General features: G+C 35.9%; 28 protein-coding genes and 1 tRNA gene. 6 read left to right on the top strand and 23 right to left on the bottom strand.

Annotated elements, in window-relative coordinates:
* Nucleotides 1-74 precede the first annotated feature (74 nt).
* Entirely contained in the window at nucleotides 75-686 is a 612-nt protein-coding gene (sodA, locus tag AC1Q8N_RS10010) for a superoxide dismutase [Mn] (protein WP_001052034.1), read from the bottom strand.
* A 221-nt stretch (nucleotides 687-907) separates the two neighbouring features.
* Nucleotides 908-981, bottom strand: a tRNA-Ile gene (locus AC1Q8N_RS10005).
* A 242-nt stretch (nucleotides 982-1,223) separates the two neighbouring features.
* On the opposite strand from AC1Q8N_RS10005, the gene AC1Q8N_RS10000 reads away from it, so the two are divergent.
* The 3 genes from AC1Q8N_RS10000 to ispG all read left to right on the top strand — a co-directional run bounded on the left by AC1Q8N_RS10000 (nucleotide 1,224) and on the right by ispG (nucleotide 3,696).
* Nucleotides 1,224-1,982, top strand: coding sequence for a DUF1189 domain-containing protein (locus tag AC1Q8N_RS10000; protein ID WP_493521175.1), 759 nt, complete (start codon nucleotides 1,224-1,226; stop codon nucleotides 1,980-1,982).
* A gap of 74 nt (nucleotides 1,983-2,056) precedes the next feature.
* Nucleotides 2,057-2,422, top strand: coding sequence for a hypothetical protein (locus AC1Q8N_RS09995; RefSeq protein ID WP_493521174.1), 366 nt, complete (start codon nucleotides 2,057-2,059; stop codon nucleotides 2,420-2,422).
* Between the two features lie 164 nt (nucleotides 2,423-2,586).
* On the top strand, nucleotides 2,587-3,696 hold the full coding sequence (gene ispG / locus AC1Q8N_RS09990) for a flavodoxin-dependent (E)-4-hydroxy-3-methylbut-2-enyl-diphosphate synthase (RefSeq protein WP_122950842.1): 1,110 nt from the start codon (nucleotides 2,587-2,589) through the stop codon (nucleotides 3,694-3,696).
* A gap of 79 nt (nucleotides 3,697-3,775) precedes the next feature.
* On the opposite strand, the gene AC1Q8N_RS09985 is transcribed toward ispG, so the two are convergent.
* The 4 genes from AC1Q8N_RS09985 to AC1Q8N_RS09970 all read right to left on the bottom strand — a co-directional run bounded on the left by AC1Q8N_RS09985 (nucleotide 3,776) and on the right by AC1Q8N_RS09970 (nucleotide 6,926).
* The gene (locus AC1Q8N_RS09985; protein WP_001054512.1) at nucleotides 3,776-4,189 is read right to left on the bottom strand and encodes a Fur family transcriptional regulator; all 414 of its coding nucleotides are present in this window, start codon (nucleotides 4,187-4,189) and stop codon (nucleotides 3,776-3,778) included.
* 13 nt (nucleotides 4,190-4,202) lie between these two features.
* A complete protein-coding gene (locus AC1Q8N_RS09980; protein WP_000613823.1) occupies nucleotides 4,203-5,036 on the bottom strand; it encodes a metal ABC transporter permease in 834 nt (277 codons plus the stop codon).
* The gene (locus tag AC1Q8N_RS09975) at nucleotides 5,036-5,806 is read right to left on the bottom strand and encodes a metal ABC transporter ATP-binding protein (RefSeq protein ID WP_001059648.1); all 771 of its coding nucleotides are present in this window, start codon (nucleotides 5,804-5,806) and stop codon (nucleotides 5,036-5,038) included. The genes AC1Q8N_RS09980 and AC1Q8N_RS09975 overlap by 1 nt, the downstream gene beginning before the upstream one ends.
* A 241-nt stretch (nucleotides 5,807-6,047) precedes the next feature.
* The gene (locus tag AC1Q8N_RS09970) at nucleotides 6,048-6,926 is read right to left on the bottom strand and encodes a YitT family protein (RefSeq protein ID WP_000435955.1); all 879 of its coding nucleotides are present in this window, start codon (nucleotides 6,924-6,926) and stop codon (nucleotides 6,048-6,050) included.
* Nucleotides 6,927-7,075: 149 nt separating this feature from the next.
* Here AC1Q8N_RS09970 and AC1Q8N_RS09965 point away from each other — a divergent pair, with 149 nt between their 5' ends.
* Nucleotides 7,076-7,330: a DUF2624 domain-containing protein gene (locus AC1Q8N_RS09965; protein ID WP_061677324.1), complete on the top strand. Its 255-nt coding sequence runs from the start codon at nucleotides 7,076-7,078 to the stop codon at nucleotides 7,328-7,330.
* Between the two features lie 26 nt (nucleotides 7,331-7,356).
* Here AC1Q8N_RS09965 and AC1Q8N_RS09960 read toward each other — a convergent pair whose 3' ends face one another.
* Nucleotides 7,357-8,253, bottom strand: coding sequence for a deoxyribonuclease IV (locus tag AC1Q8N_RS09960; RefSeq protein ID WP_048541534.1), 897 nt, complete (start codon nucleotides 8,251-8,253; stop codon nucleotides 7,357-7,359).
* Nucleotides 8,254-8,443: 190 nt separating this feature from the next.
* A complete protein-coding gene (locus AC1Q8N_RS09955; RefSeq protein ID WP_000194012.1) occupies nucleotides 8,444-9,754 on the bottom strand; it encodes a DEAD/DEAH box helicase in 1,311 nt (436 codons plus the stop codon).
* Between the two features lie 180 nt (nucleotides 9,755-9,934).
* Here AC1Q8N_RS09955 and vrrA point away from each other — a divergent pair, with 180 nt between their 5' ends.
* The gene (gene vrrA, locus AC1Q8N_RS09950; RefSeq protein WP_048541532.1) at nucleotides 9,935-10,669 is read left to right on the top strand and encodes a VrrA/YqfQ family protein; all 735 of its coding nucleotides are present in this window, start codon (nucleotides 9,935-9,937) and stop codon (nucleotides 10,667-10,669) included.
* 89 nt (nucleotides 10,670-10,758) lie between these two features.
* Nucleotides 10,759-11,709 carry a 4-hydroxy-3-methylbut-2-enyl diphosphate reductase gene (locus AC1Q8N_RS09945; RefSeq protein ID WP_000706674.1) on the top strand — a complete coding sequence of 317 codons (951 nt, stop codon included), beginning with the start codon at nucleotides 10,759-10,761 and terminating at the stop codon, nucleotides 11,707-11,709.
* Between the two features lie 40 nt (nucleotides 11,710-11,749).
* Here AC1Q8N_RS09945 and AC1Q8N_RS09940 read toward each other — a convergent pair whose 3' ends face one another.
* The 15 genes from AC1Q8N_RS09940 to AC1Q8N_RS09870 form a co-directional block, all read right to left on the bottom strand.
* Entirely contained in the window at nucleotides 11,750-12,871 is a 1,122-nt protein-coding gene (locus AC1Q8N_RS09940; RefSeq protein WP_098047954.1) for a Nif3-like dinuclear metal center hexameric protein, read from the bottom strand.
* Nucleotides 12,868-13,575 (bottom strand): tRNA (adenine(22)-N(1))-methyltransferase, encoded by a 708-nt coding sequence (locus AC1Q8N_RS09935; protein WP_098047955.1) that lies wholly within the window; start codon nucleotides 13,573-13,575, stop codon nucleotides 12,868-12,870. The genes AC1Q8N_RS09940 and AC1Q8N_RS09935 overlap by 4 nt, the downstream gene beginning before the upstream one ends.
* A gap of 165 nt (nucleotides 13,576-13,740) precedes the next feature.
* On the bottom strand, nucleotides 13,741-14,097 hold the full coding sequence (gene cccA / locus AC1Q8N_RS09930) for a cytochrome c550 (RefSeq protein WP_000828145.1): 357 nt from the start codon (nucleotides 14,095-14,097) through the stop codon (nucleotides 13,741-13,743).
* 385 nt (nucleotides 14,098-14,482) lie between these two features.
* Nucleotides 14,483-15,610 (bottom strand): RNA polymerase sigma factor RpoD, encoded by a 1,128-nt coding sequence (gene rpoD / locus AC1Q8N_RS09925; RefSeq protein ID WP_000764061.1) that lies wholly within the window; start codon nucleotides 15,608-15,610, stop codon nucleotides 14,483-14,485.
* 59 nt (nucleotides 15,611-15,669) lie between these two features.
* Nucleotides 15,670-17,466: a DNA primase gene (dnaG, locus tag AC1Q8N_RS09920; RefSeq protein ID WP_048541525.1), complete on the bottom strand. Its 1,797-nt coding sequence runs from the start codon at nucleotides 17,464-17,466 to the stop codon at nucleotides 15,670-15,672.
* Nucleotides 17,467-18,316: 850 nt separating this feature from the next.
* Complete coding sequence (locus AC1Q8N_RS09915) at nucleotides 18,317-19,129, bottom strand: pyruvate, water dikinase regulatory protein (RefSeq protein ID WP_000368941.1); 813 nt, start codon at nucleotides 19,127-19,129, stop codon at nucleotides 18,317-18,319.
* Between the two features lie 29 nt (nucleotides 19,130-19,158).
* Complete coding sequence (gene ccpN, locus AC1Q8N_RS09910; RefSeq protein ID WP_000583754.1) at nucleotides 19,159-19,791, bottom strand: transcriptional regulator CcpN; 633 nt, start codon at nucleotides 19,789-19,791, stop codon at nucleotides 19,159-19,161.
* A gap of 107 nt (nucleotides 19,792-19,898) precedes the next feature.
* The gene (recO, locus tag AC1Q8N_RS09905) at nucleotides 19,899-20,645 is read right to left on the bottom strand and encodes a DNA repair protein RecO (protein WP_000487012.1); all 747 of its coding nucleotides are present in this window, start codon (nucleotides 20,643-20,645) and stop codon (nucleotides 19,899-19,901) included.
* Between the two features lie 33 nt (nucleotides 20,646-20,678).
* Entirely contained in the window at nucleotides 20,679-20,822 is a 144-nt protein-coding gene (locus AC1Q8N_RS09900; protein ID WP_000883924.1) for a YqzL family protein, read from the bottom strand.
* A 176-nt stretch (nucleotides 20,823-20,998) separates the two neighbouring features.
* A complete protein-coding gene (era, locus tag AC1Q8N_RS09895) occupies nucleotides 20,999-21,904 on the bottom strand; it encodes a GTPase Era (RefSeq protein WP_001080239.1) in 906 nt (301 codons plus the stop codon).
* Entirely contained in the window at nucleotides 21,897-22,295 is a 399-nt protein-coding gene (locus AC1Q8N_RS09890) for a cytidine deaminase (protein ID WP_048541523.1), read from the bottom strand. The genes era and AC1Q8N_RS09890 overlap by 8 nt, the downstream gene beginning before the upstream one ends.
* A gap of 99 nt (nucleotides 22,296-22,394) precedes the next feature.
* Nucleotides 22,395-22,748, bottom strand: coding sequence for a diacylglycerol kinase family protein (locus tag AC1Q8N_RS09885; protein WP_000715485.1), 354 nt, complete (start codon nucleotides 22,746-22,748; stop codon nucleotides 22,395-22,397).
* Complete coding sequence (ybeY, locus tag AC1Q8N_RS09880; protein WP_000054689.1) at nucleotides 22,745-23,215, bottom strand: rRNA maturation RNase YbeY; 471 nt, start codon at nucleotides 23,213-23,215, stop codon at nucleotides 22,745-22,747. The genes AC1Q8N_RS09885 and ybeY overlap by 4 nt, the downstream gene beginning before the upstream one ends.
* Nucleotides 23,212-25,356 (bottom strand): HD family phosphohydrolase, encoded by a 2,145-nt coding sequence (locus tag AC1Q8N_RS09875; protein ID WP_048541521.1) that lies wholly within the window; start codon nucleotides 25,354-25,356, stop codon nucleotides 23,212-23,214. Before AC1Q8N_RS09875 ends, ybeY begins: the two co-directional genes overlap by 4 nt.
* Nucleotides 25,357-25,549: 193 nt before the next feature.
* The gene (locus AC1Q8N_RS09870; protein WP_000840500.1) at nucleotides 25,550-26,509 is read right to left on the bottom strand and encodes a PhoH family protein; all 960 of its coding nucleotides are present in this window, start codon (nucleotides 26,507-26,509) and stop codon (nucleotides 25,550-25,552) included.
* Nucleotide 26,510: the final 1 nt, after the last annotated feature.

Genomic DNA, 26,510 nt, shown 5'->3' with positions numbered 1-26,510 from the left:
AAGCCCAATTATGTAAAAGGAAAGCATAGAAAAAGCTAGGAGCATTCTCCTAGCTTTTTCTATCGTTATTACAATTATTTTGCTTCTTGGTAACGTTTTTCAGCAGCGTTCCAATCTACAACGTTCCAGAATGCACCGATGTAGTCAGGACGACGGTTTTGATAATTTAGGTAGTAAGCATGTTCCCAAACATCTAAACCTACAACTGGAGTTTTACCTTCAGTTAGAGGAGAATCTTGGTTTGGCGTGCTTGTTACTTCTAACTCACCATTGTTTACTACTAACCAAGCCCAACCAGAACCGAAACGAGTTGCGCCAGCTTTTGCGAATTCTTCTTTGAATGCATCGAAGCTACCGAATTTCGCTTCAATTGCAGTTGCAAGTTCGCCTACTGGTTGTCCGCCGCCGTTTGGAGATAAGATTGTCCAGAAGAATGTATGGTTAGCATGTCCGCCACCATTGTTACGTACTGCTGTACGGATTGCTTCTGGTACTTCGTTTAAGTTTGCAACTAATTCTTCTACGCTTTTGTCAGCTAATTCTGCATGACCTTCTAAAGCAGCGTTTAAGTTTGTAATGTAAGTGTTATGATGTTTTGTATGATGGATGTTCATTGTTTCTTTGTCAAAGTGAGGCTCTAAAGCATCATACGCATAAGGTAAATTTGGTAATTCGTGTTTTGCCATTGTTATATTCCTCCCAGTTTATGTATTGCCACTTAAGTGACATACAACTTCATTCTACCCTAATTGCCATAGGGTGCAAACAAATAAATCACATTGTCTTGCTATCATTAACGTAGCAAAAATCCCACTTCTTTTCAATTAAAATGCTCATATATTCCGTAAAAAAAGCTCCCTTCTACAAGGAAGCTTCCCACTGACATAATAAACATGCGAAATGGATATGGACCCTGTAGGACTCGAACCTACGACCGGACGGTTATGAGCCGTCTGCTCTAACCAGCTGAGCTAAGGGTCCACAATTATGTATGTAACAACATATCAAATAAAGGAATTCCTATCGGATATATCCTTTAAGAAATGTAAGATAAATTTACCATATGACAAAGAAAAGTGTCAATTGTATTTTTCTCATATAAAAGAAGAAAATTAATAAAAAGAAATTTAGTTATCTCCACTATATGTAAATATAATATATCTTGAGATTCTCTAGATTCCTACGTTACAATGATTTTATACATACATAAAGGAAGTGAATCTATGTCCATATTTACCCAATTAGCAAAAAGCGTATATTCGCCTAAAGATATGGCGCTATTCCGTTTTCAAAAAATCGGAAAAACCATTTTGTATATTATGCTACTTTGTCTAATCACTACTATTCCAAGAACATTCTTTTACGGCAGCTTTATCCAAGATAGTGTCAGCATGGTAAATCAAGCAATTGAAAAAGATTTACCTGATTTTAAAATCGAAAACGGTGAACTAAAAGCAGATATTGAACAACCTATTCTAAAGGAAGAGGGAGATGCTCTTTTCGTATTTGACCCCAATACAACAGATATAGAAACATATCAAAACAAAACTGGTTTATTTATTTTAAAAGATAAAGTAGTTTCTATAGGAAATGGTCAAACACAAACATACTCCTATAATGATTTATTAGGGACATCTCTTGAGAAGAAAGATTTGCAAGATTTCATTTCTGTATTCGATAGTATTTATCCAATTTTACTAGCCGTTATTGGAGTGTTAGTGTACCTATTCCAATTGTTTATTACTTTCTTAGGAATTACTTTACTTGCGTTTATAGGTTCTGCTATGAGTGGTCAACGTAAATTATCTTATAAGCAAATATGGACGTTAACTGCATACAGCTACACAATCCCAACAATCTTCTTTATGATTATGGATCTATTCAAAATTGTTGTACCTGGTTCAACATTCATTTATATCGCAGTTGTTTTAATTGTTCTTTACTTAACGATTAAAGAAGTTCCAAAACCGAAAGAAAAATAAGAACGAAAAAAAAATGCCTAAATAGGCATTTTTTTTTTGGACAAGCATATATTCCTAGCAAAGGAGTGAAGAATATGAAAAGATTAGGTATATTCTTATTCGTGCTTGTTCTTGGTTATATATTTTATTACGATATAAAAATCGGCACTTTACCGATGTTAAGTTCATATAAAAAAACAACCGCTGCCCAAACGATAAAGCAAAAAAATACAGATACAAAACAAAAGAAAGAGAACAAAGCAGAAAAAGAAACAGATGTAACTTATAAAACAATCGAAGTCAAAACAGGTGAGACAGTTCTTTCTATTACCGAACAAATTAATAAGAAAAAAATCCCTTCCATTGAAAAGGTAATTGATGACTTTAAACAACTAAACAAAAGTACATCTGCTACAAAAATACAAATTGGAAAGTCTTATAAATTCCCGTTATATCAATGAGCAATCACTTAATCCTTGTCAATTACATAAAGGCGCTGATACAATAGTAAAAGTGAAACCGAGCACTTCGGTTTCTATAGCCCTGTATCACGTATACTTTCATTGATATGAGGGACTAAATAAGAAACTTCTTTTATAAGGAGAGCGATCTATTCGTGAATGAAATGACTCATCGTACAAAAACACGTCCAGTTAAAGTCGGTAATTTAACAATTGGCGGTAATAATGAATTAATTATACAAAGTATGACAACAACAAAAACACATGATGTTGAAGCAACAGTTGCTGAAATTAAACGTTTAGAAGAAGCTGGCTGTCAAGTCGTCCGTGTTGCTGTTCCAGACGAACGCGCAGCAAATGCTATTGCTGATATTAAAAAACAAATCAACATTCCACTTGTTGCTGATATTCATTTTGATTATCGTCTTGCTTTAAAAGCAATTGAAGGTGGCATTGATAAAGTACGTATCAATCCAGGTAACATTGGTCGTCGCCATAAAGTAGAAGCTGTTGTAAATGCAGCAAAAGAACGCGGTATTCCAATCCGTATCGGTGTAAACGCAGGTTCATTAGAACGTCACATTTTAGAAAAGTACGGATACCCAACTGCAGATGGTATGGTCGAGAGCGCCCTACATCACATTAAAATTTTAGAGGACTTAGATTTCCACGATATTATCGTGTCTATGAAAGCCTCTGATGTTAACTTAGCAATTGAAGCATACGAAAAAGCTGCTCGTGCTTTTGATTACCCATTACATTTAGGTATTACAGAATCCGGAACATTATTTGCCGGAACTGTAAAAAGTGCCGCTGGTCTTGGCGCAATCTTAAATAAAGGCATCGGAAATACACTACGTATTTCATTAAGTGCTGACCCAGTTGAAGAAGTAAAAGTTGCGCGTGAACTATTAAAGTCATTCGGTCTTGCATCTAATGCAGCAACACTTATTTCTTGCCCAACTTGTGGTCGCATTGAAATTGATTTAATTAGCATCGCTAACGAGGTGGAAGAATACATCTCTACACTAAAAGTACCAATTAAAGTTGCAGTACTTGGTTGCGCTGTAAACGGTCCTGGTGAAGCTCGTGAAGCTGATATCGGTATTGCCGGTGCACGTGGAGAAGGATTATTATTCCGTAAAGGGCAAGTTGTTCGTAAAGTACCAGAAGAAATAATGGTAGAAGAACTGAAAAAAGAAATCGATGTAATTGCTGCTGAAATGGCTGCTGAACGAGAAAAAGAAAAAGAAAAAGAAACACAAGAACAATAAAAAGAAGGTTGCCACAATATTTGTGGGCAACCTTCTTTTTTACGTAAAAAAGCTCGTCAGTTATGTAACCGACGAGTTCTTATTTTGCACATTTTGGACAACGGCCATATATTTCAAACTTATGACCGGTTACTTCATAACCGTTAAAATCTTTATTCATAAAATCCATCGGGCAGGAAGTAATCTCTTTCGTTCCCCCGCAATCTAAACAAATAAAATGATGATGATGTTCCATAATAGAACATGTAAAACGAAAATGTTTTTCACCATTTAATTCCGTTTGTTCTAAAACACCGATTTCAGCAAACACCGTTAAGTTACGATAAATCGTATCAAAGCTAAGACCTGGATAATCATCCTTCATATGCTCTAAAACGTCTTTCGCCGTTAAATAACGATTGTGAGCTGCAAATAACCTGAGCATTTCTTCCCTTTTCCCAGTATGTTTGTATCCTTTATCTTTCATTAGGCGTAAAGCTTCTGTTAGATTCATATCTATCCCTACTTTATGCAGTTTTTTTCTTTTTCCATAAAATCGCACCAATTAAAATAAGAACTGCTATCATAACAATTGTACCACCTGGTGCTAGATCAAGTTGATATGAAGCAAACATTCCACCAATTACTGCAATTTCACCAAATAAAATGGAAAAGAAAATTGTTTGTTTAAATCCATTCGCAATACGAATACTTGCTGCAACTGGTAACGTCATTAATGATGATACGAGGAGAACCCCTACTACACGCATTGATACTGCAATAACAAGAGCAACCAATATAATGAAAATAAAGTGAATCCACTTTGCACTCAAACCGGTTGATACAGCATATTCCTCATCAAACGATAGTAAAAATAACTCTTTGTATAATAAAGTGATCGTTACAATAACAACAATTGCTACAATGCCAATGATTATTAAATCCGTACTTGTTACAGCACTTACACTCCCAAATAAATAACTAAATAAATCAGTGTTAAATCCATTTGCAAGTGATATAAAAATAACCCCAATCCCCATTCCTGCTGAAAGAATAATCGGAATTGCTAATTCTTGATAATGTTTATATACAGTACGTAATTTTTCAATTAGTAACGCCCCACCAATAGAAAAAATCATTCCCATATATAACGGATTTAAAAATCCTCCTGTGAAAATTGTTTTTTCTAGTAGTAAACTTGCAGCAATACCCGATAATGTCACGTGACTTAAAGCATCCGCAATAAGCGACATTCGGCGAATGACAACAAATACACCGATAAGCGGCGCAACAAGTCCTATTAAAATCCCTGCATATAAAGAGTTCCGTAAAAAGTCATATTGTAAAAAATCTTGTATCATTATATCCTCCCGTGATGCTCATGCTCGTGTTCTAAACGATGAACATGATGTCCATATAAGACGGACATTTCTGCATCTTCTAACTCTCGGAACTTCTCTACATTTCCATGGAAATGTAGATGTTGGTTTAAGCATGCAACATGTGTTACCTTCTCAGTAACAGCTCCCATATCATGAGTAACGAGAATTAATGTGATTCCTAACCTTTTGTTTAAATCCTCTAATATCTCATAAAAACTTTCTACATTCTTCACATCGATTCCAACAGTAGGCTCGTCCAAAATGAGTAATTCAGGATCACTAACGAGCGCACGAGCAATAAATACACGCTGTTGTTGTCCACCAGAAAGTTCTCCGATATTGCGCCCTTGAAACGCACTCATCCCTACATCAGCAATCGCTTTTTCTACCTTTTCCTTATCGTTTTTCGTGAAAAAGCGAAACAGCCCTTTTTTCGAAACGAGTCCCATTGATACAACTTCAAAAACAGTGGCCGGAAAACCAGAATTAAAGCTATTTGCCTTTTGCGACACATAACCAACTTTGTTCCATTCTTTAAACTTCTTACTGTCAACACCAAACAAACGAATACTTCCCTGTTTTGGCTTTAAAACGCCTAATAAACATTTTAGCAAAGTTGATTTCCCAGAACCATTTGGCCCAACTAAACCTAAAAAAGCTCCCTTCGGAACTTGCAAATTAATATCTTCTAACACATTTCGATCTTCATATCGAAATGACAATCCTTCTATTTCTAATATATTATTCATAGCATCTCACCTATTTTAATTCAGAATGATTCCGATTTATATCTATTTGAATTATAGTACAGCTTATTATAGTTGTAAACCAATCTGCCTAAAATATATCAATTTTTTCAAGAAACCTTACTATTATAACAAAAAGCAGAGAAAAATTCTCTGCTTTCGAAAAGTATTCCTATAAAGTGAAACTTTAATCAGATGAGGCCATCCCCTAACGGTTGGCGAGGATTTTTACTGGATAAATTTTCTAGTGGATAGCCGATTTAAACTTGCCACCATTTGTCTCTTGTGTATTCATAATCGTAACAAACGCATTCGCATCAATTTCATACACAATTGATTTTAACTTCGTCACTTCCAGACGCGTTACAACTGCATAAATAACTTCTTTTTCTTTATCCGTGTAACCGCCTTTCGCTACAAGCTTTGTAGTTCCACGACCAAGACGATGCAAAATCGCATTTGATACTTCCTCATATTGATCTGATACAATTAAAACTGCTTTCGTTTCATCTAAACCTTGAATGACTGTATCAATTGTTTTGAATGCAATATAGTACGTCATAACAGAATACATAGCTTGTTCAACACCAAATACAAATGCTGCCCATGCAAAAATGAATAAGTTCACAAACATTACAAATTCGCCAACAGAGAAAGGTAATTTCTTCGTTAATAAAATACCCATAATTTCTGTTCCGTCCATTGATCCACCATGGCGAATAACGAGCCCTACACCAATACCTAAAATAAGACCACCAAAAACTGTTGCTAAAATCGGCTCTGTTGTAAATGGTGGAACAGCATGTAACGTTGATTCAATAAACGCTAAAGCTACAATACCGAACGCCGAAGATAACATGAACGTTTTCCCGATTTGCTTATAACCTGAATACATAAATGGGATATTGAGAATAACGACTAAAGTAGAGAAACTTAACCACCAAATATTAGGAGTAAGATAATCTAATATAAGAGAAATACCAATAATTCCACCATCAATAATTTTATTTGGCATTAAAAATAGTTCAATTGCTACCGCTGCGCATGCTGCCCCAAAAATAATCATAACTAAACGATAAATAAGATGGATAACACTTTCTTTTCGATGTTGCTTTTGTTCCATAAGTCCTCCTTATACTCTTTTTCTATAGTTTTGTCCTTATATTATAACATACGCTTCTTTTTCTCATGGAAAAAGAAACTCTATACGAATATGTACAAGCTACGTACTCATATATTTCGATAGAAGAACGTGTGAAGGAGGATAACTCGATGAACCTCATTAAACAACTTGTAAATAAAAAATTAAATCATATTTCTACAAAAGAGTTATTGAAATATAGTAAAGAATATGAAGTTTCTATTACGACTGCACAAGCGGATCAAATTGTTTTACTTATGAAAGGAAAGAATATTAACATTTACGATAATGACGAACGGCTAGCGCTCTTAAAACAAATAGCAAAAGTAACCTCCCCTGCTACTGCCCAACAAGTAAATACTTTATTTCAGCAACTACTAAAATAAGGAGGGGAAAATCCCCTCCTTATTGCTTATTGCGCTTTAATTTTCTCAAGAATTCCTTCATCAAAAGTACCATTTTTCAGCATTTCGATTTCTAATTTATATGGTGGCTTCTTATCTTTTTTATCTTCACCTACATATGGCGTTTCAAGAATTTTTGGTACGTGCATTAACTGCGGATGATGCACAATATGATGTAACGCTTTATAACCGATATGACCGAAGCCGATATTTTCATGACGGTCCTTTCCTGCGCCGCATACATTTTTACTATCATTAATATGAAGTACTTGCAAACGATCCATACCAACAATCTTATCAAATTCATTTAATACGCCGTCAAAATCATTTACAATATCATATCCTGCATCGTGCGTATGACACGTATCAAAGCATACTGATAATTTTTCATTATATTTTACACCATCAATAATCTTTGCAATTTCTTCAAAGCTACGACCGCATTCTGTTCCTTTTCCTGCCATCGTTTCTAACGCAATGTTAACCGTCTGCTCTGGCATTAATACTTCATTAAGCCCTTTAATAATTTGTTGAATACCAGCATCCGCTCCTGCACCAACGTGCGCACCTGGGTGAAGAACGATTTGTTTCGCTACACCTAATGCCGATGTTCTTTCAATTTCCATGCGAAGGAAGTCTACACCTAATTGGAATGTTTCTGGCTTCGTCGTATTCCCAAGATTAATAATATATGGCGCATGTACGATAATTTCCTCAATACCGTTTAGTTCCATATGTTTTCTTCCTGCTTCTATGTTCAATTCTTCAATTGGTTTTCTTCGTGTATTTTGCGGTGCACCTGTATAAATCATAAACGTCGTTGCACCGTATGAAACAGCCTCTTCACTTGCTGCTAATAACATTTTCTTACCACTCATAGAAACATGAGATCCAATCTTTAACATACAATCACCTCTTCAATATACAATAGATATAATGATAGCATAATTTGTAGAAATATGTAGCGAATTGTTTGTTCCTAAAACACTACGCAAATTGTAACTAGCTACACCGAAACTTTAATCAGTGTTTTTCCATTCCCCACCGATTATTATCCCGCAAATATCCGGATAAAAAAAGATAAGGGGGCTCCCCTTATCTTTTTTTATTGCTATATTTTTTCTTCACTTTATCACGTTCTGTTGCAAGTTTACGTTTATAGTTTGGTTTTACTTTTTTCGGCTTTTTAATAACTTTCGTTGCCATAACATCAAGTTCATCATTTGGTTTTTTACGGCTCTTACGACGACGACGTTCACCTAAATCCGCCCACTCATCTCCGCGTAACTCTACATGCTTGAACTCAATATGACGTTGTTTTTCTAAACTATCTAACGCTTCTTCGTTTGCTGGATCATAAATCGTCACTGCAATACCTGAATGCCCCGCACGTGCTGTTCTTCCAACGCGGTGAACGAAGAAATCTAAATCTGATGGAAGTTCGTAGTTAATAACATGACTAATTCCTTCAATATCAATACCACGTGCTGCTAAATCAGTTGCAACAATATATTGGAATTCAAGATCACGAATTTGTTTCATCATTTTTTTACGATCACGCGGTGATAAATCTCCGTGAATTCGTCCAACTTTTAAGCCACGTTCCATTAATCCGTCAGCAACCTGATCCGCCATCTTCTTCGTATTCGTGAAAACAACTGCTAAATACGGTTTAAATTGTAACAACATTTTGTTCACTAAATCGATTTTGTTACGATGTTTAGAAGGTACTAAATAATGCTCAATATTTCCAGCTGCAACTTGTTTTGGATTGATATGAATATGCTCTGGATTCTCCATATATTTCTTCAGAAACGGTTTTAGTTTTTGAGGAATTGTTGCAGAGAAAACTAGCATTTGCAAGTTTCTAGGCATGCGTGATGCAATTTTGTCTACATCATGAATGAATCCCATATCAAGCATTAAGTCTGCTTCATCGACAATAATAGTATTTGCTTTATGAACAAATAATGCTTGTGCTTCTACTAAATCTTTAATACGTCCTGGTGTTCCAACTACAATATGAGGTTGTTTTTTCAACTTTTCAATTGATCGTTGTTTATCAGTTCCACCAATTAAACAACGTGCTGTAATCATTTGATCTTCCGCACAAAACTTTGTTAATTTCACGATTTCTTCGTAAATTTGTTGTGCTAACTCACGAGTAGGCGCTGTAATAACAAGTTGTACTTCTTCACGACTTGCATTAATTCTGTTCAATGTAGGAAGTAAGTATGCATGTGTTTTCCCAGAACCTGTTTGGGATTGTCCAATTACACTTACACCTTTTTTCACGACCGGGAAAATTTTCTTTTGAATTCCTGTCGGCTCTGTAAAGCGTAGTTCACGAACTGCATCTATTAAAAATGGTTTAAAATCATACTGTGTAAAAGTTTGTTGTGTCATAAGTTACACCTTCTTTCTAAATTTCTACTGCGCGCACAAATCAGCCAAGTCTACATTATATCGAAATCTACAAGTAAAATCCATCTTTAGTTTAGGTTTTTACTTCAAAAACTAACCTTCTTCCCTCTTATTGCATATTGTATGTGTATATACCTAACTGAAGAAAGGAGGATTTCTCACATGTTTCCCAAATCCCACACAAGGCAAATGTATCCGAATCAAGGACAGCAACCTTATACACCATATCCAATTCCACAACTACCACCGATGGCGCAAAAAAAGAAAGGTTTCCTTGCTAAACTCTTTAAAAAACACGATCCAACCGAGCCTTTCATGCAAATGGTTCCACCTTATCGACAAATGGATGGACCGCCGCCAATGATGCACCAGCAACCGCCGCCCCAATATCAACAACAATACCAATACCAACAACAATACCCGCAGCAATACTCACAACAATATCAACCATATATGCAACAACATCCAGAGCAAATGATTCCCCCTCAAATGTATGAATCAAATGAAACGCGCGGCGGTGCAGCAACTACAGCAGCATCAAGTAGCGGCATCGGCAGTTTTTTTGCAAATTTAATTTCGAATCCAACTAATATGATAAACAATATTGAAAAAGTATCCCAAGTCGTTCAATCTGTAAGCCCTGTCGTCGAACAGTACGGTCCTATTATGCGTAACCTACCAAGCATTGTTAAAATCCTCACCTCTGGAAAAAGTACGGAAGAAAATCCAACTAAAAATCCAACTGAAGACATAACAGAAAAGGTTGAGGTAGCAACTCCGCCTCCTCCACAAAAAAAAAGAAAAAGAAAAAAAATAGTGATTGAGCCTGTCATAGAAAAAGAATTACGAGAGGAGCCTGTTCAAAAAATAGCAACAAAACCAAAACTATATGTGTAACAATCCTTTGTTTTCTATCCATTCCTCCTTTATAATGTAAAAGACTATGCACAAAAGTATCCCTTGTTTAGAAGGAGAGGATTACTCATATGAAAATTGTTAAAATTTCCCCTCGTGGTTATTGCTACGGTGTTGTGGACGCGATGGTTATTGCACGTAACGCCGCATTAGATACATCATTACCAAGACCTATTTATATTTTAGGTATGATTGTTCACAACAAACATGTAACAGATGCATTCGAAGAAGATGGCATCATTACATTAGACGGTCCAAGTCGATTAGAAATTTTAGATAAAATCGAATCTGGTACTGTTATTTTCACTGCACACGGTGTTTCTCCAGAAGTTAAACAACGTGCAAAAGAAAAAGGTTTAACGACAATCGATGCCACTTGTCCAGATGTTACAAAAACACATGACCTTATTGAAGCAAAGAAAGCTGAAGGTTACCATGTCATTTATATCGGCAAAAAAAATCATCCAGAACCAGAAGGCGCAGTTGGTATTGCACCTGACATCGTTCACCTTATCGAAAGAGCTGATGATTTAAAAACATTAGAAATTCCAACAGATAAAATTTTAGTTACAAATCAAACAACGATGAGCCAATGGGATGTTCAACATTTAATGGAGGACATTCAGAAAAAATTCCCAACAGCAGAATTCCATAAGGAAATTTGTTTAGCAACTCAAGTTCGCCAAGAAGCTGTCGCTAAACAAGCTGATGTTGCAGACTTAACAATTGTTGTCGGTGATCCGAAAAGTAACAACTCAAACCGTTTAGCACAAGTATCACAAGAAATCGCTGGTACGAAAGCATATCGCGTTGCAGACGTAAGTGAGATTAAATTAGAGTGGCTACAAGGTGTAGAAAACGTAGCTGTTACAGCAGGTGCTTCTACTCCAACTCCAATTACAAAAGAAGTTATCGCTTTCTTAGATCAATATGATCCAATGAATCCCGCTACATGGGAGAGAGTTCGAAAAGTACCATTACAAAAAATATTACCTCGTGTAAAAGTGAAAAAAGAACAATAATAAAAACCGTTGCCTATATGAGCAACGGTTTTTATTTTTCTTATACAAATGTAAATGGATCCGTATGTAATTGCGAAGCATGAATGTGTACATTGAATTTCTTTGCATCCACTTTTTCTTGTAATTGCTTTTGTACACCTTGCTTCATTACTTTTTCAACGTTATGTCCTGGGTCAACTATATTTAAACCGAGCATCATAGCATCATGAGCAACATGATAATACATGTCACCCGTTACATATACATCCGCTCCTTTAAATTTAGCTTGATTGATGTATTTGTTACCATCGCCACCAAGTACAGCTACTTTGCGCACTTTATCATCTAATTTCCCAACAACTCTTGCGCCCTTCACATCTAATGATTGCTTTACATGTTCCGCAAACTGTCCAAGTGTCATTTCTTCTTGTAAATATCCTATTTTTCCAAGCCCTAATGTTTCACCTTTGTTATCAAGTGGATACACATCATATGCTACTTCTTCATATGGATGTGCAGTTACCATTGCTTTAATCACTTTTCGTTGTAGTGAAGCTGGAATTATCGTTTCGATTCGCACTTCTTCTACGCGTTCTAACTGCCCAGTTTCCCCGATATAAGGATTTGTTCCCTCTTGAGGTACAAACGTGCCTGTACCCTCGCTATTAAACGTACAGTGGCTATAATTGCCGATATGACCAGCACCTGCGTCTCCTAATGCTTTTCGTACTTCTTCTGCATGAGTTACTGGCACAAACACAACAACTTTTTTCATTTCTTCTGCATATGTCGGTGCCAAAACTTCTGTATTTTGCAATCCTAACGCCTCAGCAAGTAAATCATTTACCCCGCCCTTAGCAACATCCACATTTGTATGTGCTGCATAAATGGCGATATCATTTTTAATACACATTTCAATAATTCTTCCGTACGCTTTATCTGTATGAATCGCTTTTAACGGATTAAAAATTAAAGGGTGATGTGCAATAATGACATTCGCCCCTAATTGAATTGCTTCATCCACAACTTCCTCCGTTACATCTAACGCAATCAATACGTGTTGTACGGGTTTATTAAGCGCTCCAATTTGCAGGCCAATCTTATCTCCTTCCATCGCCAAATGCTTCGGATACATACTTTCAAATAAAGAAATAATTTCATGGCCATTTGGAATTTTACTCATGATAAAACCTCCCCTATCATTTTCATTTTCGCTTCTACTTCCGCACGCTTCACTTTTGTTTCTTCAGAATCAGCCGCACGTTCTAACTGCTTTAAAATATTTTGGAAGTTTTTCAATTCTCCTTCCCATTTTTCAACGAAAGCTTCACTTTTTTCTTTTATTAAAAATGGTCCCATAAACAATTCAGCTTGTTTATTTTCAGAATAAGGCGACGCGATGTTTCCTCGCTCTCCTACTAAAATCTCGTAAATTTTCCCATCTTCTTTTACGATTTTTTCATGGATAAGTTCCCATCCATTCTCAATAAACCATTCACGAATGTGATGCGCTGCAATATTCGGCTGTAAAATTAAACGCGTTACACCTTCTAATTTTTCTTTACCACTTTCTAAAATGTCACGAATTAACGCCCCGCCCATTCCGGCAACCGTAATTACATCTACTTCTCCTGGCGCGATAACAGCTAATCCATTCCCTTTACGCACATCTACTTTATCTTGTAAGCCACTTTCAGCTACAGTTGCTTGCGCAGAGCGAAATGGCCCCTCTACAACCTCTCCTGCAACTGCTTTTGTAGCAATATTATTTATAATTGCATAACACGGTAAATACGCATGATCTGATCCAATATCAGCAACTGTAGATCCTACCGGTATTTCACGCACAACTTCTTCTAATCGTTTTGAAAGCTTTACTTCATTCATGTATTTCCATTACTCCTTCTCTTGTCAGTCTGTCTCCATGATAATGAATTTATAGTAGTTGTTGCAAGCCTATAACAACAATTCACTTCTCTATCATTCATCGTATTTTAGAAAATATAGAAAAACAAGCCTTTTGCTTAAGCAAAAGGCTTGTCATACGGAACTTTATTTTTTCTTCGATAACCAATCAGCTACTTTAGCAGCTTGATCAGCTGGGACTATATTTGGTGGCATGTTCCCTTTACCTTTCGAAAGAATTTCTTTAATTTCATCTTTTGAAAGTTTCCCACCAATTTTTTGCAAATTAGGTCCTACTGCCCCTTGTAATTGATCACCGTGGCAGCTCGTACAGCTTTGTTTCACAATATCCTCTGGCTTTGATGCTGTTTGTGCTGGCTTCCCGCCATTTTTTGCATCAGCTAACTCTTTAGATTTATTTAGCCCCTGAAATGAAAATACAAACATAACGATAATACCTAATGCTGCAATAAGAGCGAACGGAATCAGCGGATTACGTTTCATATCTCTTCTCCCCCCTCTATACCCCTAAATAGTTAGATGATTCAGTCATTTCCATTGTACTTGAAAACGCTCTATCAGAAAAGAGTAAACTACTAATCGTTAAAAATATTCCATAAATTCAGTTTATTGTTTTTTATTGTTATATCGCTTATTATTTCGATAATTATTAACGTTTCTCATCATATTTTTCACTTTTCTACATATATTTTTGTATAGAATACACAAAATTAATCGAAAAATCGAAAAATGAGCATTTGCAAATCAAAAGACAATTCTGTAAAATAAATTACAAGAAATTGTAATCGTTGCTGATAGCTAAAGTTTAACAAAAGTTAACAAAATAAAAAAGTTTACTTCACAAAGGTGAAGTAAACTTAAAGGTAGCCTATTCTAAGAAATCCTTAAGACGCTTACTACGGCTTGGATGTCTTAATTTACGAAGTGCTTTTGCTTCAATTTGACGGATACGTTCTCTCGTTACGCCGAATACTTTCCCAACTTCTTCAAGCGTACGAGTTCGTCCATCATCTAAACCAAAACGAAGACGTAGAACATTTTCTTCACGATCTGTTAGTGTATCTAACACATCTTCTAATTGTTCTTTTAGCAATTCATACGCTGCATGGTCCGCAGGCGATGTTGCTTCTTGGTCTTCAATAAAATCACCTAAATGGGAGTCATCTTCTTCACCGATCGGTGTTTCAAGAGAAACTGGCTCCTGTGCAATTTTTAAGATTTCGCGTACTTTTTCTGGAGCAAGATCCATTTCTTCACCAATCTCTTCTGGAGATGGTTCGCGTCCTAAATCTTGTAGTAATTGACGTTGTACACGAATTAACTTATTAATCGTTTCAACCATATGAACTGGGATACGAATTGTTCGTGCTTGGTCTGCAATCGCACGTGTAATCGCTTGGCGAATCCACCAAGTTGCATACGTACTAAATTTGAAACCTTTACGATAATCGAACTTTTCAACCGCTTTAATTAGACCCATATTCCCTTCTTGGATTAAGTCTAAGAAAAGCATACCACGGCCCACGTAGCGCTTTGCAATACTTACTACAAGACGTAAGTTTGCTTCTGCAAGACGACGTTTCGCTTCTTCATCGCCTTCTTCAATACGCGTTGCAAGTCGAATTTCTTCTTCTGCAGATAGTAAATCTACACGACCAATTTCTTTTAAATACATACGAACGGGATCATTGATTTTAACCCCAGGTGGTACACTTAAATCATTAAGGTCAAATTCTTCTTCCGCTTTTGTAATTTGGCGATTATTAGGACCTTCGTCGTTATCATTATCACCAACTAAGTCAATCCCTTGTTCACCTAAATATTCATAGTATTCATCCATTTGATCGGATTCAATTTCAAATCCATTCATGCGTTCTGCAATCTCTTCATATGTAAGAACGCCACGTTTTTTTCCGAGCTCAGTGAGTTGTTCTTTCACTTGCTCAAGGGTCATTTCAGTTTCAATTTGTTTAGAACGAGCTGGTTTGTCAGCCATCTGTTCCCCTCCTTACGCGAGATACAAACATTCATTATACTAAAAATTTATCAAAAAAGCTATTTTCTCGCTTTTTGATTTTGTAAATATGCTACATAATACTTAGCAGCCTCTACAGGATCTGTTTTTTCCATTTGTTTTACCTTAAAGATGATTTCCATCTTTTCAAGTTTTTCTTGATGACGGGTGAGCGTCTCCAAATGGCCTTGTAACACTTCTTCTGTGTATTCTGGATTAATAAATTCATCCGTCGAAATATCAGTGATAATATTTTTCAACTTCTCATCAGAGAGCCAACTTAAAAATGTTCCGACTGAAGGTTCATTTCCCTTTTCATAATATGCGTATAGTTCATATAAAATCCCTTTATGTTCTTCTGTATGAAAATCTTCTATGTGGGATTCCATACGAACAGCCACTTCTGGACTTTGCAACATATGATAAATAATTTCTCTTTCTGCCCTTTCAAAACCTGTTAACTTCGGTTTTGTTTGAACAATTTGAGACGGCTTAGAAACCTGCTTTACTTGTTTTTGCTGTACCTTTTGTTCTTTGCGATATTGGTGCAATTGATTCAAAAGAGTTTCCATTGAATACGAAAATTCTTGCGATAATGACTTCAAATATGATTCTGCCTGCATCGCATCCTGTAGCAACGATAACTCTTTTAAAACACTTTTCACATATTCTTCTTTGCCAGACTCATCTTGCAAATTTTTCCCTAAACGCAAATAATTTATTTTAAAACCAACAAAACTTATACTTGATTTCACAAGATTTTCAAAAGCAGTTGTCCCATATTGTTGCACATATTCATCAGGATCAAGCTTATCTGGCAAGGATGTAACTTTCACTTGGCAACCAACTTTTAGCAATAATTGCCCTGCTTTCATCGTTGCTTCTCGCCCTGCTTTATCACCATCATAGCAAAGAACAACAGTTTCAACGTTACGTCGCAGAAGTTTTGCTTGTTCTTCAGTTAAAGCTGTTCCCATTGTCGCGACAGCTTCTTCCACACCACTTTTTACCGCAGCCATTACGTCAGCATACCCTTCAAAAAGGACCACTTGCCCACGTTTTCTAATAAACGGCCTCGCTTGGTGGAAGTTATACAACAATTTACTTTTATGAAAAATCGGTGTTTCAGGGCTATTTAAATATTTTGGAGTGTCATCTCCTAATGCCCTTCCACTAAACGCTATCACTTTACCTTGTAACGTATAGATTGGAAACATAACTCTTCCACGGAAGCGATCATAATGACTACCATCCTTCTCGCTTCTTATGAGAAGACCAGCTTGTTCCATACTAGACAGCGATAAACCTCTTTTTTGTAAAATTTTCGTTGCTGCATCCCAAGCAGGTGACGCATAACCAATTTCAAACTTCTCAATCATCTCTTTCGTAATACCACGTTTTAACAAATACGAAAGTGCTTCATTTCCTTCTTCTGTATTTACTAATAAATGATGATAATACTTTTTCAAAAGTTCATGAGCCTGTTGCATGATGACAGTGTCATCAGATATGTCTTCTTGTTGTCCTTGCCCTGATGTATACTCTGCAACCGCCATTCCATTTCTTTCACCTAGCTTTTGAACAGCCTCGGTAAAAGCCAATCCTTCCATTTTCATTAGAAAGGAAAATACATTTCCACCTTCTCCACATCCGAAGCAATGAAAAATTTGCTTATCAGATGAAACAGAGAATGAAGGAGAATTCTCACCATGAAATGGACAAAGGCCAAAATAGTTACGCCCCTGTTTTCTAAGTTGAACGTATTCACCAATCACTTCTACAATATCCGATGACGTCCGAATCTGTTCAACAACTTCTTCGGGAATTCTGTTCCCCATAAATCCATCTCCGTGTCGTATTTTGTATTCGATAAAAATTAAAAAATTCCTTTATAATTCGACAATATTTTTTCTAAACTTATTAGAAGGTGTTGTCGATCACGTTATCAAACGATTTTGTAGGCACTTTTCTGCGTAATTTCGCAGATACGTACCTACTATATAAAATTGTATCCATTTGCTCACCTGTTACAAATGTACCTCCTGGAGACAATACATATACACTTTTTTACAAGAAGACTAGCAAGCACCATATCCTATGTGATCACGAGATCTGTTTTTTTCATGTTGATACATATAAAAAATCAACTGTAGCTTATTCAGTATCTACATAGATCCAATTTCCCTTGCTACTTCCTTAAACGATGAGCATACGATGTGACAAACAAAATTTCGACATGAACTTTCGTTCCAACTTGCACAATTTTCAGCATTCACAGGCTATGCATCTGCATCAACTAATACGATATTGATGTTTTGCATATTTCTGTATTCTACATCCCTTCTGCGAATCCTTCCATAATGTGCGTTTTCTTGTATAGATTTTGTCGATTTAACGTAATTACATGTCTTTTCGTAAATCCTATCCCTAGTTTATTCTGAAAAATTAAAGTCTAAACGTAAAATATAGGTTTTTATCACAATTTTTTATTATAATATATTTTCTTCAACTACGCTACATATCCCTTTATTTTTTCATCTTCTATTTCAGGATAACGAAACCCTGCCTTTAGCATAATAAAAAGACAGAAGAATATAAGTATAACCACTCCGCTATAATCTATTACGAAATCAACAGGTATTGTGTTTCTCACGAGCGAAAAAAGCACATTCACCTTTGGTAAATGTGCTAAAACAATTTTTGGTTTTGCACTGCATTCACAATAATGTTGGCTGTTTCTTCAATCGCTTTATTCGACACATCAATTACTTGACAATTTATTTTACCAACTACATTCTCAAAGTGATCAATTTCTTCTTTAATACGATTAATATTGGCATATGTTGCACCATCACTTAGTCCAAGTGATTTCAATCGCTCTTTTCGAATATGATTCAACTTCTCTGGCGTAATTTTCAAACCGAAGCATTTTTCTTTAGCCACTTGATATAACTCTTCAGGCGGATCTACTTCTGGTACGAGCGGTACATTAGCAACTTTCAAACGTTTGTTATGAGCTAAATATTGAGAAAGTGGTGTTTTTGATGTGCGCGAAATCCCAATCAACACGATATCTGCTTTTAAAATACCACGCGCGTCTCTACCATCATCATACTTTACAGCAAACTCAATCGCTTCAATCTTTTTAAAGTATTCTTCATCTAATCTACGAACAACACCCGGCTCATATCTTGGTACTTGCCCTGTAATTTCTTCAATTTGATCGATAAGAGGCCCGATAATATCATATGCCTCTACGCCTTCTTTCGCAGCCTCTGTCACTAAATACTGACGCATGTCAGGCTTTACTAACGTAAAACAAATAAGCGCTTGATTGCTCTTAGCAATCGAAATCACTTCTTTTAATGTCCCTGTATCTTCTACATACGGTACACGTCTAATATCAGGAGCAAATGGGAATTGCCCCATCGCTGCTCGAACAACCAAATCAGCCGTTTCTCCAACAGAGTCAGATACGACATATACGATTTTATTATCCATTATATTACCTCACTTTAAACAAATTACACTTATTCGTTATTTACTAAGTTTACAAACGCACGTGTAATATTTGTTTTTGTAATTCGTCCAATCACTTCTAAACCTTGCTTCGTATCCTTCACAACCGGCATCGCATCAATCTGTCTTTCTATTAATTCCATCGCAATATCATATAAAGAATCCTCTCTACGACACATCGTAATGTTTGGCATCCTTGTCATGATAATATTAACCGGAAGAGAGGTTAAATCCTGCTTTCCAAGGCTAGCTCTTAATAAATCTTTACGAGACACAACACCAACTAATAGAATCGCCTGATCTACAACAAATAAGGTACCTACGTCCTCTAAAAACATTGTACAAATCGCATCGTATACTGATACATTTTTATCAATTACAGCTGGTCTAGATTGATAATCTTGTACTTTAATTTTCTTAACAGCCTCAGATAATAGCTGCCCCCCGGTTTTACCCGTATAAAAATAACCTACGCGTGGACGCGCTTCTAAATAACCAGCCATCGTTAAAATTGCTAAGTCTGGTCTTAGTGTTGCACGTGTTAATCCTAATTGCGCAGCAATTGACTCCCCTGTAATAGGACCGTGATCTTTTACAATCTGAATGATATGTTCTTGCCGTTTATTCAGCTCTATGATAATCACCACCTTTAATGCACAACGAAAAAAGTTATACTATCTCTTAAATATTATATACTAAATATGCTATTTGAAAAAGATAGGATGTAAAAAGGACCGTATACGGCCCCAAATTATATTTGAAACTTATCAAGTTGTTCTAAGAAACGTCTTGACTTTAAATAAATCCCGCAATATTCATCATAATATGTATTCAATACTAAACGCATTTGTTTTTTTGTGCTATCCTTCACCGATACATTGCCAAGTCTATGTAAATCGAAGTGGTAGAAAAGACGTAATAATTTATGAACAGCTTCCCCCACTGGTATACGATACTGGTCTTGCTCAGCATGACGCGAGCACAGAAAACCGCCTTCCCGGACAGAGAAGGCGACAAAATCTGTTTCTTGATGACAAATCGCACATGTATCAAAGTACGGGCGCATCCCTAATACCGGAAGCATTTTCGTTTGATAAATTAATGATAATACTTCTGAATCAACACCCTCACACATATAATGCAACGTTTGATATAACATTTCAAATAAATATGGATTATGTTTTTTATCTTCTGTTGCTTTATCAGTTAACTCAACAATAAATGATGCATAAGCAGTTAAAAATATATCCTCGCGAATTTCTTTCATAGTTGAAATAATCTCGCCTTGTTGCAAAGTTCCAAGTCCAGATCCCATTTGAATAAGAAAATTACCATGGGTCATAAGTTGCGAAACAGATGCTAACCGGCTTTTCGGTTTTTTCGCTCCTCTTGCCATTGCACTTACCTTACCCAATTCTCTTGAGAATATTGTAACAATCTTGTTCGTTTCTCCGTAATCTGTCGTACGGATAACGATGCCCTCAACTTTTTGAAACATGTTCGTCACCATCCAAGGTTTGAACAAAACGGGTCAAGAAATTGGAGAGTCTAGATGCGCTAGCTCCTCTTCATGTTGATCCATCTCATCGTTTACGTCTTTTTCCATTTCTTTCAAAAGCAAGTACGTTTCAATGCTTCCTGTTTTGGAGAAAAACTTCCAGGTAAAATCTAGCATAAGAATCCACCTTTCTCAATAAGCGTAGCCTATAAACCAATTTCCTTTGTTGTTATTAAATTGACCCATTTTGTCCATTTTCATGTGAGAAAAATTTTTCCTAATTTATCAAAACTCATAAAAACCAATAATCAGCGGATGAACAAAACATCCGCTGATTACAACTTTACTCTATTTTAGTACTCGTCTTCGCGGAAACCAAGGTCACGAAGCTGAGACATTTTATTACGCCAATCTTTTTGCACTTTTACCCATACTTCTAAAAATACTTTAGAACCAAGTAATGCTTCAATGTCAAAACGAGCTCGCTTACCGACTTCTTTTAACATCTTTCCTTGCTTACCTATAATAATTCCTTTTTGTGATGCACGTTCAACAACAATCGTTGCGTTTATATAAACCGCTCCGCCCTCACGTTTTTGAATTGCATCAATAACAACCGCTACAGAGTGCGGCACTTCTTCACGTGTTAAATGTAATACTTTTTCACGAATAAGCTCTGAAATAATAAATCGCTCTGGATGATCCGTTACTTGATTATCTGGATAGTATTGCGGTCCTTCTGGTAAATACTTTTTAATTGTTCCAATTAAAGCATCCACATTATTGCCGTCTAATGCAGAAATTGGTACAATCTCTGCAAACTCATATAGTTTACGGTATTGATCAATTAACTCTAATAATTGCTCTGGATGAAGTTGGTCAATTTTATTAATTACTAAAAATACTGGTTGTTTCGTTTCTTTTAATTTCTCAATAATGAATTCCTCACCGCGACCAAATCCTTCAACTGCATTGACCATAAACAGAACAATATCAACTTCTTTTAATGTCGTTTGAGCCATCTTCACCATGAAGTCGCCTAATTTATGTTTAGGTTTATGTATTCCTGGTGTATCAATGAAAATTACTTGTGAATCATTTTCTGTATATACGCCTTGAATTTTATTACGAGTTGTTTGTGGCTTATCACTCATAATGGCAATTTTCTGGCCGATAATACGATTTAAAAATGTAGATTTCCCAACATTCGGTCTGCCAATAATAGAGACAAAACCTGATTTATAACCTTTTCTATTCATGTAAATCCTCCGCTAAAAATGCTCCTGGTAACAATTCTCCGACTGTCGTCTCTTGAACGTCACCATGTAAATTTGATAGGTATACTTTCGTATCCTGTTTACATAATTCTACCATAACTTGTCGACATGCTCCACAAGGAGGTACTGGACGCTTTGTATCCGCCACAATCGCGATAGCTAAAAACTCTTTATCTCCTTCAGAAACCGCCTTAAATAAAGCTGTTCTTTCTGCACAGTTACATAAGCCATATGATGCATTCTCAACATTACATCCACGATATACTTTTCCATCCTGTGTTAATAATGCTGCACCTACTTGAAATTTAGAATATGGTACGTACGCTTGTTTACGCGCTTCGATTGCTTCTTGAATTAATTGTTTACTATTCATATTCCCGCATCCTTCCTGTCCACAGCTGTGAATAGATACACTCTCTCATTAAAGGCCTTTAAGGCACTTTCAAAGCTTCATAAAAGCTTTGGAATGCAACTATACCACATACGGCAAAAAGATAATAGCACCAATTATAACGGCTATTATCGCAAACAATAAAACCGATCCGGCTGCGACATCCTTTGCAATTTTCGCAAACGGATGTATATCGGTAGTCGCTAAATCTACTGTTTTTTCCACAGCCGTATTTACCATCTCTAAACTCATTACAATTCCTATTACAATAAGTAATACCATCCACTCTACTTTCGTAATATGGAAATAAAAGCCGCAGCATATAACAATGACTGCGGCTACATAATGAATTTTCATATTTCGTTCATGACGAAGACAAAAGAATATACCTGCTATAGCATATCCAAAACTATTTATAAGTTTTCCTTTTTTCATCGACCTAATCCAAATGCCTCTAAAATTTCTTTTTGTCTTCCAAACATTTCTTTTTCATCCTCTTCTGTCATGTGGTCATAACCAAGTAAATGTAAAAAGCCATGTAACGCTAAAAAGCCAAGTTCACGATCAAAAGAATGTCCATACTCTTCAGCTTGTTCTTTCGCTCTCGGAATAGAAATAATAAGGTCACCTAACATACGAGGCATCTCTGCACCTACAATTTCCATTTCTCCTTCTCCCATTTCTTCCATAGCAAAGGAAATGACATCAGTAGGCTGATCCTTATCTCGGTAATCACGATTAATCTCGCGAATGCGTTCGTTATCTACAAATGTCACTGATAACTCCGCACCATCCTCTATTTTTTCCATTTGAGCTGCTTTTTCTAATATCTCACGAATTAAATTCACATATTCTTCTTTCACTTCTTCTGTTTCATCAATGAAATCAATTAATAAACTCATTCTTTCTCCTTCTCTTCCGGTGGTTCCGGATATGTAATACGCGAATGGAAAATACCATTTAACGTTTCACATAACGTTTTTCCAACGATTTGTAGTTCCTTAAACGTCAAATCACATTCACTAAATTGCCCATCTTGCAGGCGATCTTTAATAATACTTTGTACTAAATTATTAATTTGATCTGGCGTTGGGTGATTCATAGAACGTACCGCTGCCTCAACACTATCAGCAATACCAACAATTGCCGACTCTTTAGAAGTTGCTTTTGATCCCGGATAGCGAAACATCTCTTCTGTATATTTTTCTTTATCTTCTTTAATCGCCTTATAATAAAAATATTTAAGTAATGTTGTACCATGGTGTTGTCCAGCAATATCGATAATTTCTTGCGGAATATGGTATTCTTCGAGCATTCTGACTCCATCTGTTACATGAGCAATGATAATATCTTTACTCGTCACAGGATCTAATTTATCATGTGGATTTTCAATTCCCATCTGGTTTTCAATAAAAAATTGCGGTTGTACTGTTTTTCCTACATCATGATAATACGCCCCTACACGTGCTAATACACCATTTGCTCCAACCGCTTCACACGCTGCCTCAGAAAGATTCGCTACCATTACACTGTGGTGATACGTTCCTGGCGCTTCTAACAAAATTCTACGTAAAAGCGGATGATTCGGACTTGATAGTTCCATAAGCTTCATGCTTGATACAATTCCAAGTCCACTCTCTAAATACGGTAATATCCCCATAGCCAAAACGGATGAGATAATTCCTGAAACGGAAGCCATCAATAATTGCGTTCCAATTTCAAGAGGTGAAAAATTCCCATTACGTAATAATAATAACGCCGCTAAGACGACCACATTTAAGATAGAAACGAGTATACCAGCTTGCAAAATCATCGTACGACGATTTTTTTCTCTTAAGAAAATACTTACTGATAATGAACTTAACAACACATAAATACCTACACTATAATTCAGTGTACTTGTTACCCCTTCATTAAACATAATACTTCCGCACACAGAAAAAATCATACTTGTTAAAAATACAAATCGGTCGCCAATCATTAGTTTTACAAGTATTGTTCCCATCGCAACCGGGACAACATACGCAATTCCTGCATATTCAAGCTTTTGAAACAAACTAATCGTTTTCATCAAAACAATCGTGATAGATAAAATTGTAATATACGCTAAAATATACGGTCTATCTTCTCTTTTACGCTGTAAAAATACTTCAAACTGCTTATGCATAAAGTACAGTAACACACCAATGAGCACTGCTAATCCAACATAAGGCTGAAAACTATTACCTTTCTCTAATAAACCGACTAATTTCAACTGATTATACATATCACTTGAAATTGTTTCACCTTCTCTAACAATAACTTGTCCTTGAAGAATATAAACAGGTGGAATTAAATCTTCTTCCGCTTTCTTCTTCTCTTTCGTTACAGCCGGATCATAAAAATAATTTGCTGTAATCGCATATGATCCTAGCGCGTTCACAGCTTCCTTCAATCCACTATTCACATTGAGGCTTTTCATTTCATTAACAAATCGCTCTTTTGCTGCTATTTCTTCGGACATTTTAATATTTCCACCCATAATAACACTAATAGACGTTAGAGCCGCGTTCTTTGCTAATTCTAATTGATCCGGTTCTGCATTAATAAAATATAATAAATTCTCATCAGATAATTCCTTTGTTAAATTAGATGGCAACTTCTTCTTCAATTTTTCTAATTTATTTGCATCGGTCATCTTTTTTTGCTCTTCAGGTCCAGCAGCTTTCATCTCTTGAATTGCTTCATTTACCTTAGCAAAAACATCATTTACAATATCTACTCTATTTTGTTTATATTCACTTCTATATGTATATTGATCTCCAACTTTTTGAGCGGCCTCTTGTTTTTTTCTGTCCGTTATAACCTTATCTTCAATTTTAATAGGAGAATGAATTGTTTTTTTTGCAATAGAATACATATCAACATCTAATTGCTCTGGTTTTACATTATTCATAAGTGCAAAAAACAGCACTGCTCCTAATAAAACGTAAGAAATCCAACTTAGTTTTTTCGAATGTTGTAAATTACGAAACCACTTAGAAATTTCTTCAGATCTTAACATGATTTCAATACCTTCTCCTCTCCAGAAATAAAGTGAAACTATTTATAGCTTTCATTTCTTCTAGCCAACAATACTTTTAAGTAACATTTTGATACACCAGCACCTATAGTTTATTTCTCTTATCTTTTATGATAGTAAAAAATATGCCGTTCGCCAACCTTAATACAAAAAGAAATGATCCTGACAAATAGGATCATTCCATTTTATCATATGCCTCAATAATACGTTGCACCAGCGGATGCCTCACAACGTCCGTTTGTTCTAATGTAATGAATGAAAGACCTGATACACCAGATAAAATGTTAGAAGCTAGCGAAAGCCCTGATTTTACCCCTTTTGGTAAGTCTACTTGTGAAGGGTCCCCCGTAATAACCATTTTAGAACTAAAACCTAATCTAGTTAAAAACATTTTTATTTGTGCACCCGTTGTATTTTGCGCTTCATCTAAAATAACAAATGAATCATCGAGCGTACGCCCTCTCATATAAGCAAGAGGTGCAATTTCAATTACCCCTCGCTCCATCATACGTTGCGTATATTCTTGTCCAAGAATATCGTGCAAAGCATCATACAATGGACGTAAATACGGATCTACCTTCTCTTTCAAATCTCCTGGTAAAAAACCTAAACTTTCTCCAGCTTCTACAGCCGGTCTCGTTAAAATAATTTTCTTTACATACCCTTGCTTTAAAGCTCTCACAGCCATTACTACAGCTAAGTATGTTTTCCCAGTCCCAGCAGGTCCCATTCCAAATACAATATCATTCTTCTTCATTGCATGAATATATCTTCTTTGCCCCATTGTTTTTACACGAATGGATTTACCTTTTGCCGTTTTGAAGATTTCTTCTTCATATAACTCTTCAAATTGAGCAATTTTCCCTTGTTGTGCGAGCTGAATTGCATACGCAACATCTCTTTCTGTAATTGATATACCTTTTCGAATAACAACAAGTAATTGCTGTAAGATTTTTTCTACGAGTGTCACAGTTTCAACTGCTCCAGATGCATGAACAGTTTCACCTCTAGTTACAATCGATACATTCAATTCCCGTTCAATTACTTTCAAATGAGCATCATTGACTCCAAAAAGAGCGATTGCTTCGTTAGCATTTTCCAATTGTTGGTTCATTTCTACTAATTGTTCTGCCATT

This window comes from Bacillus sp. GW823-FHT06B01 (assembly GCF_058952315.1).
The sequence above is the reverse complement of the archived record's forward strand: the minus strand, read 5'-3'. Positions and strand labels throughout refer to the sequence as shown.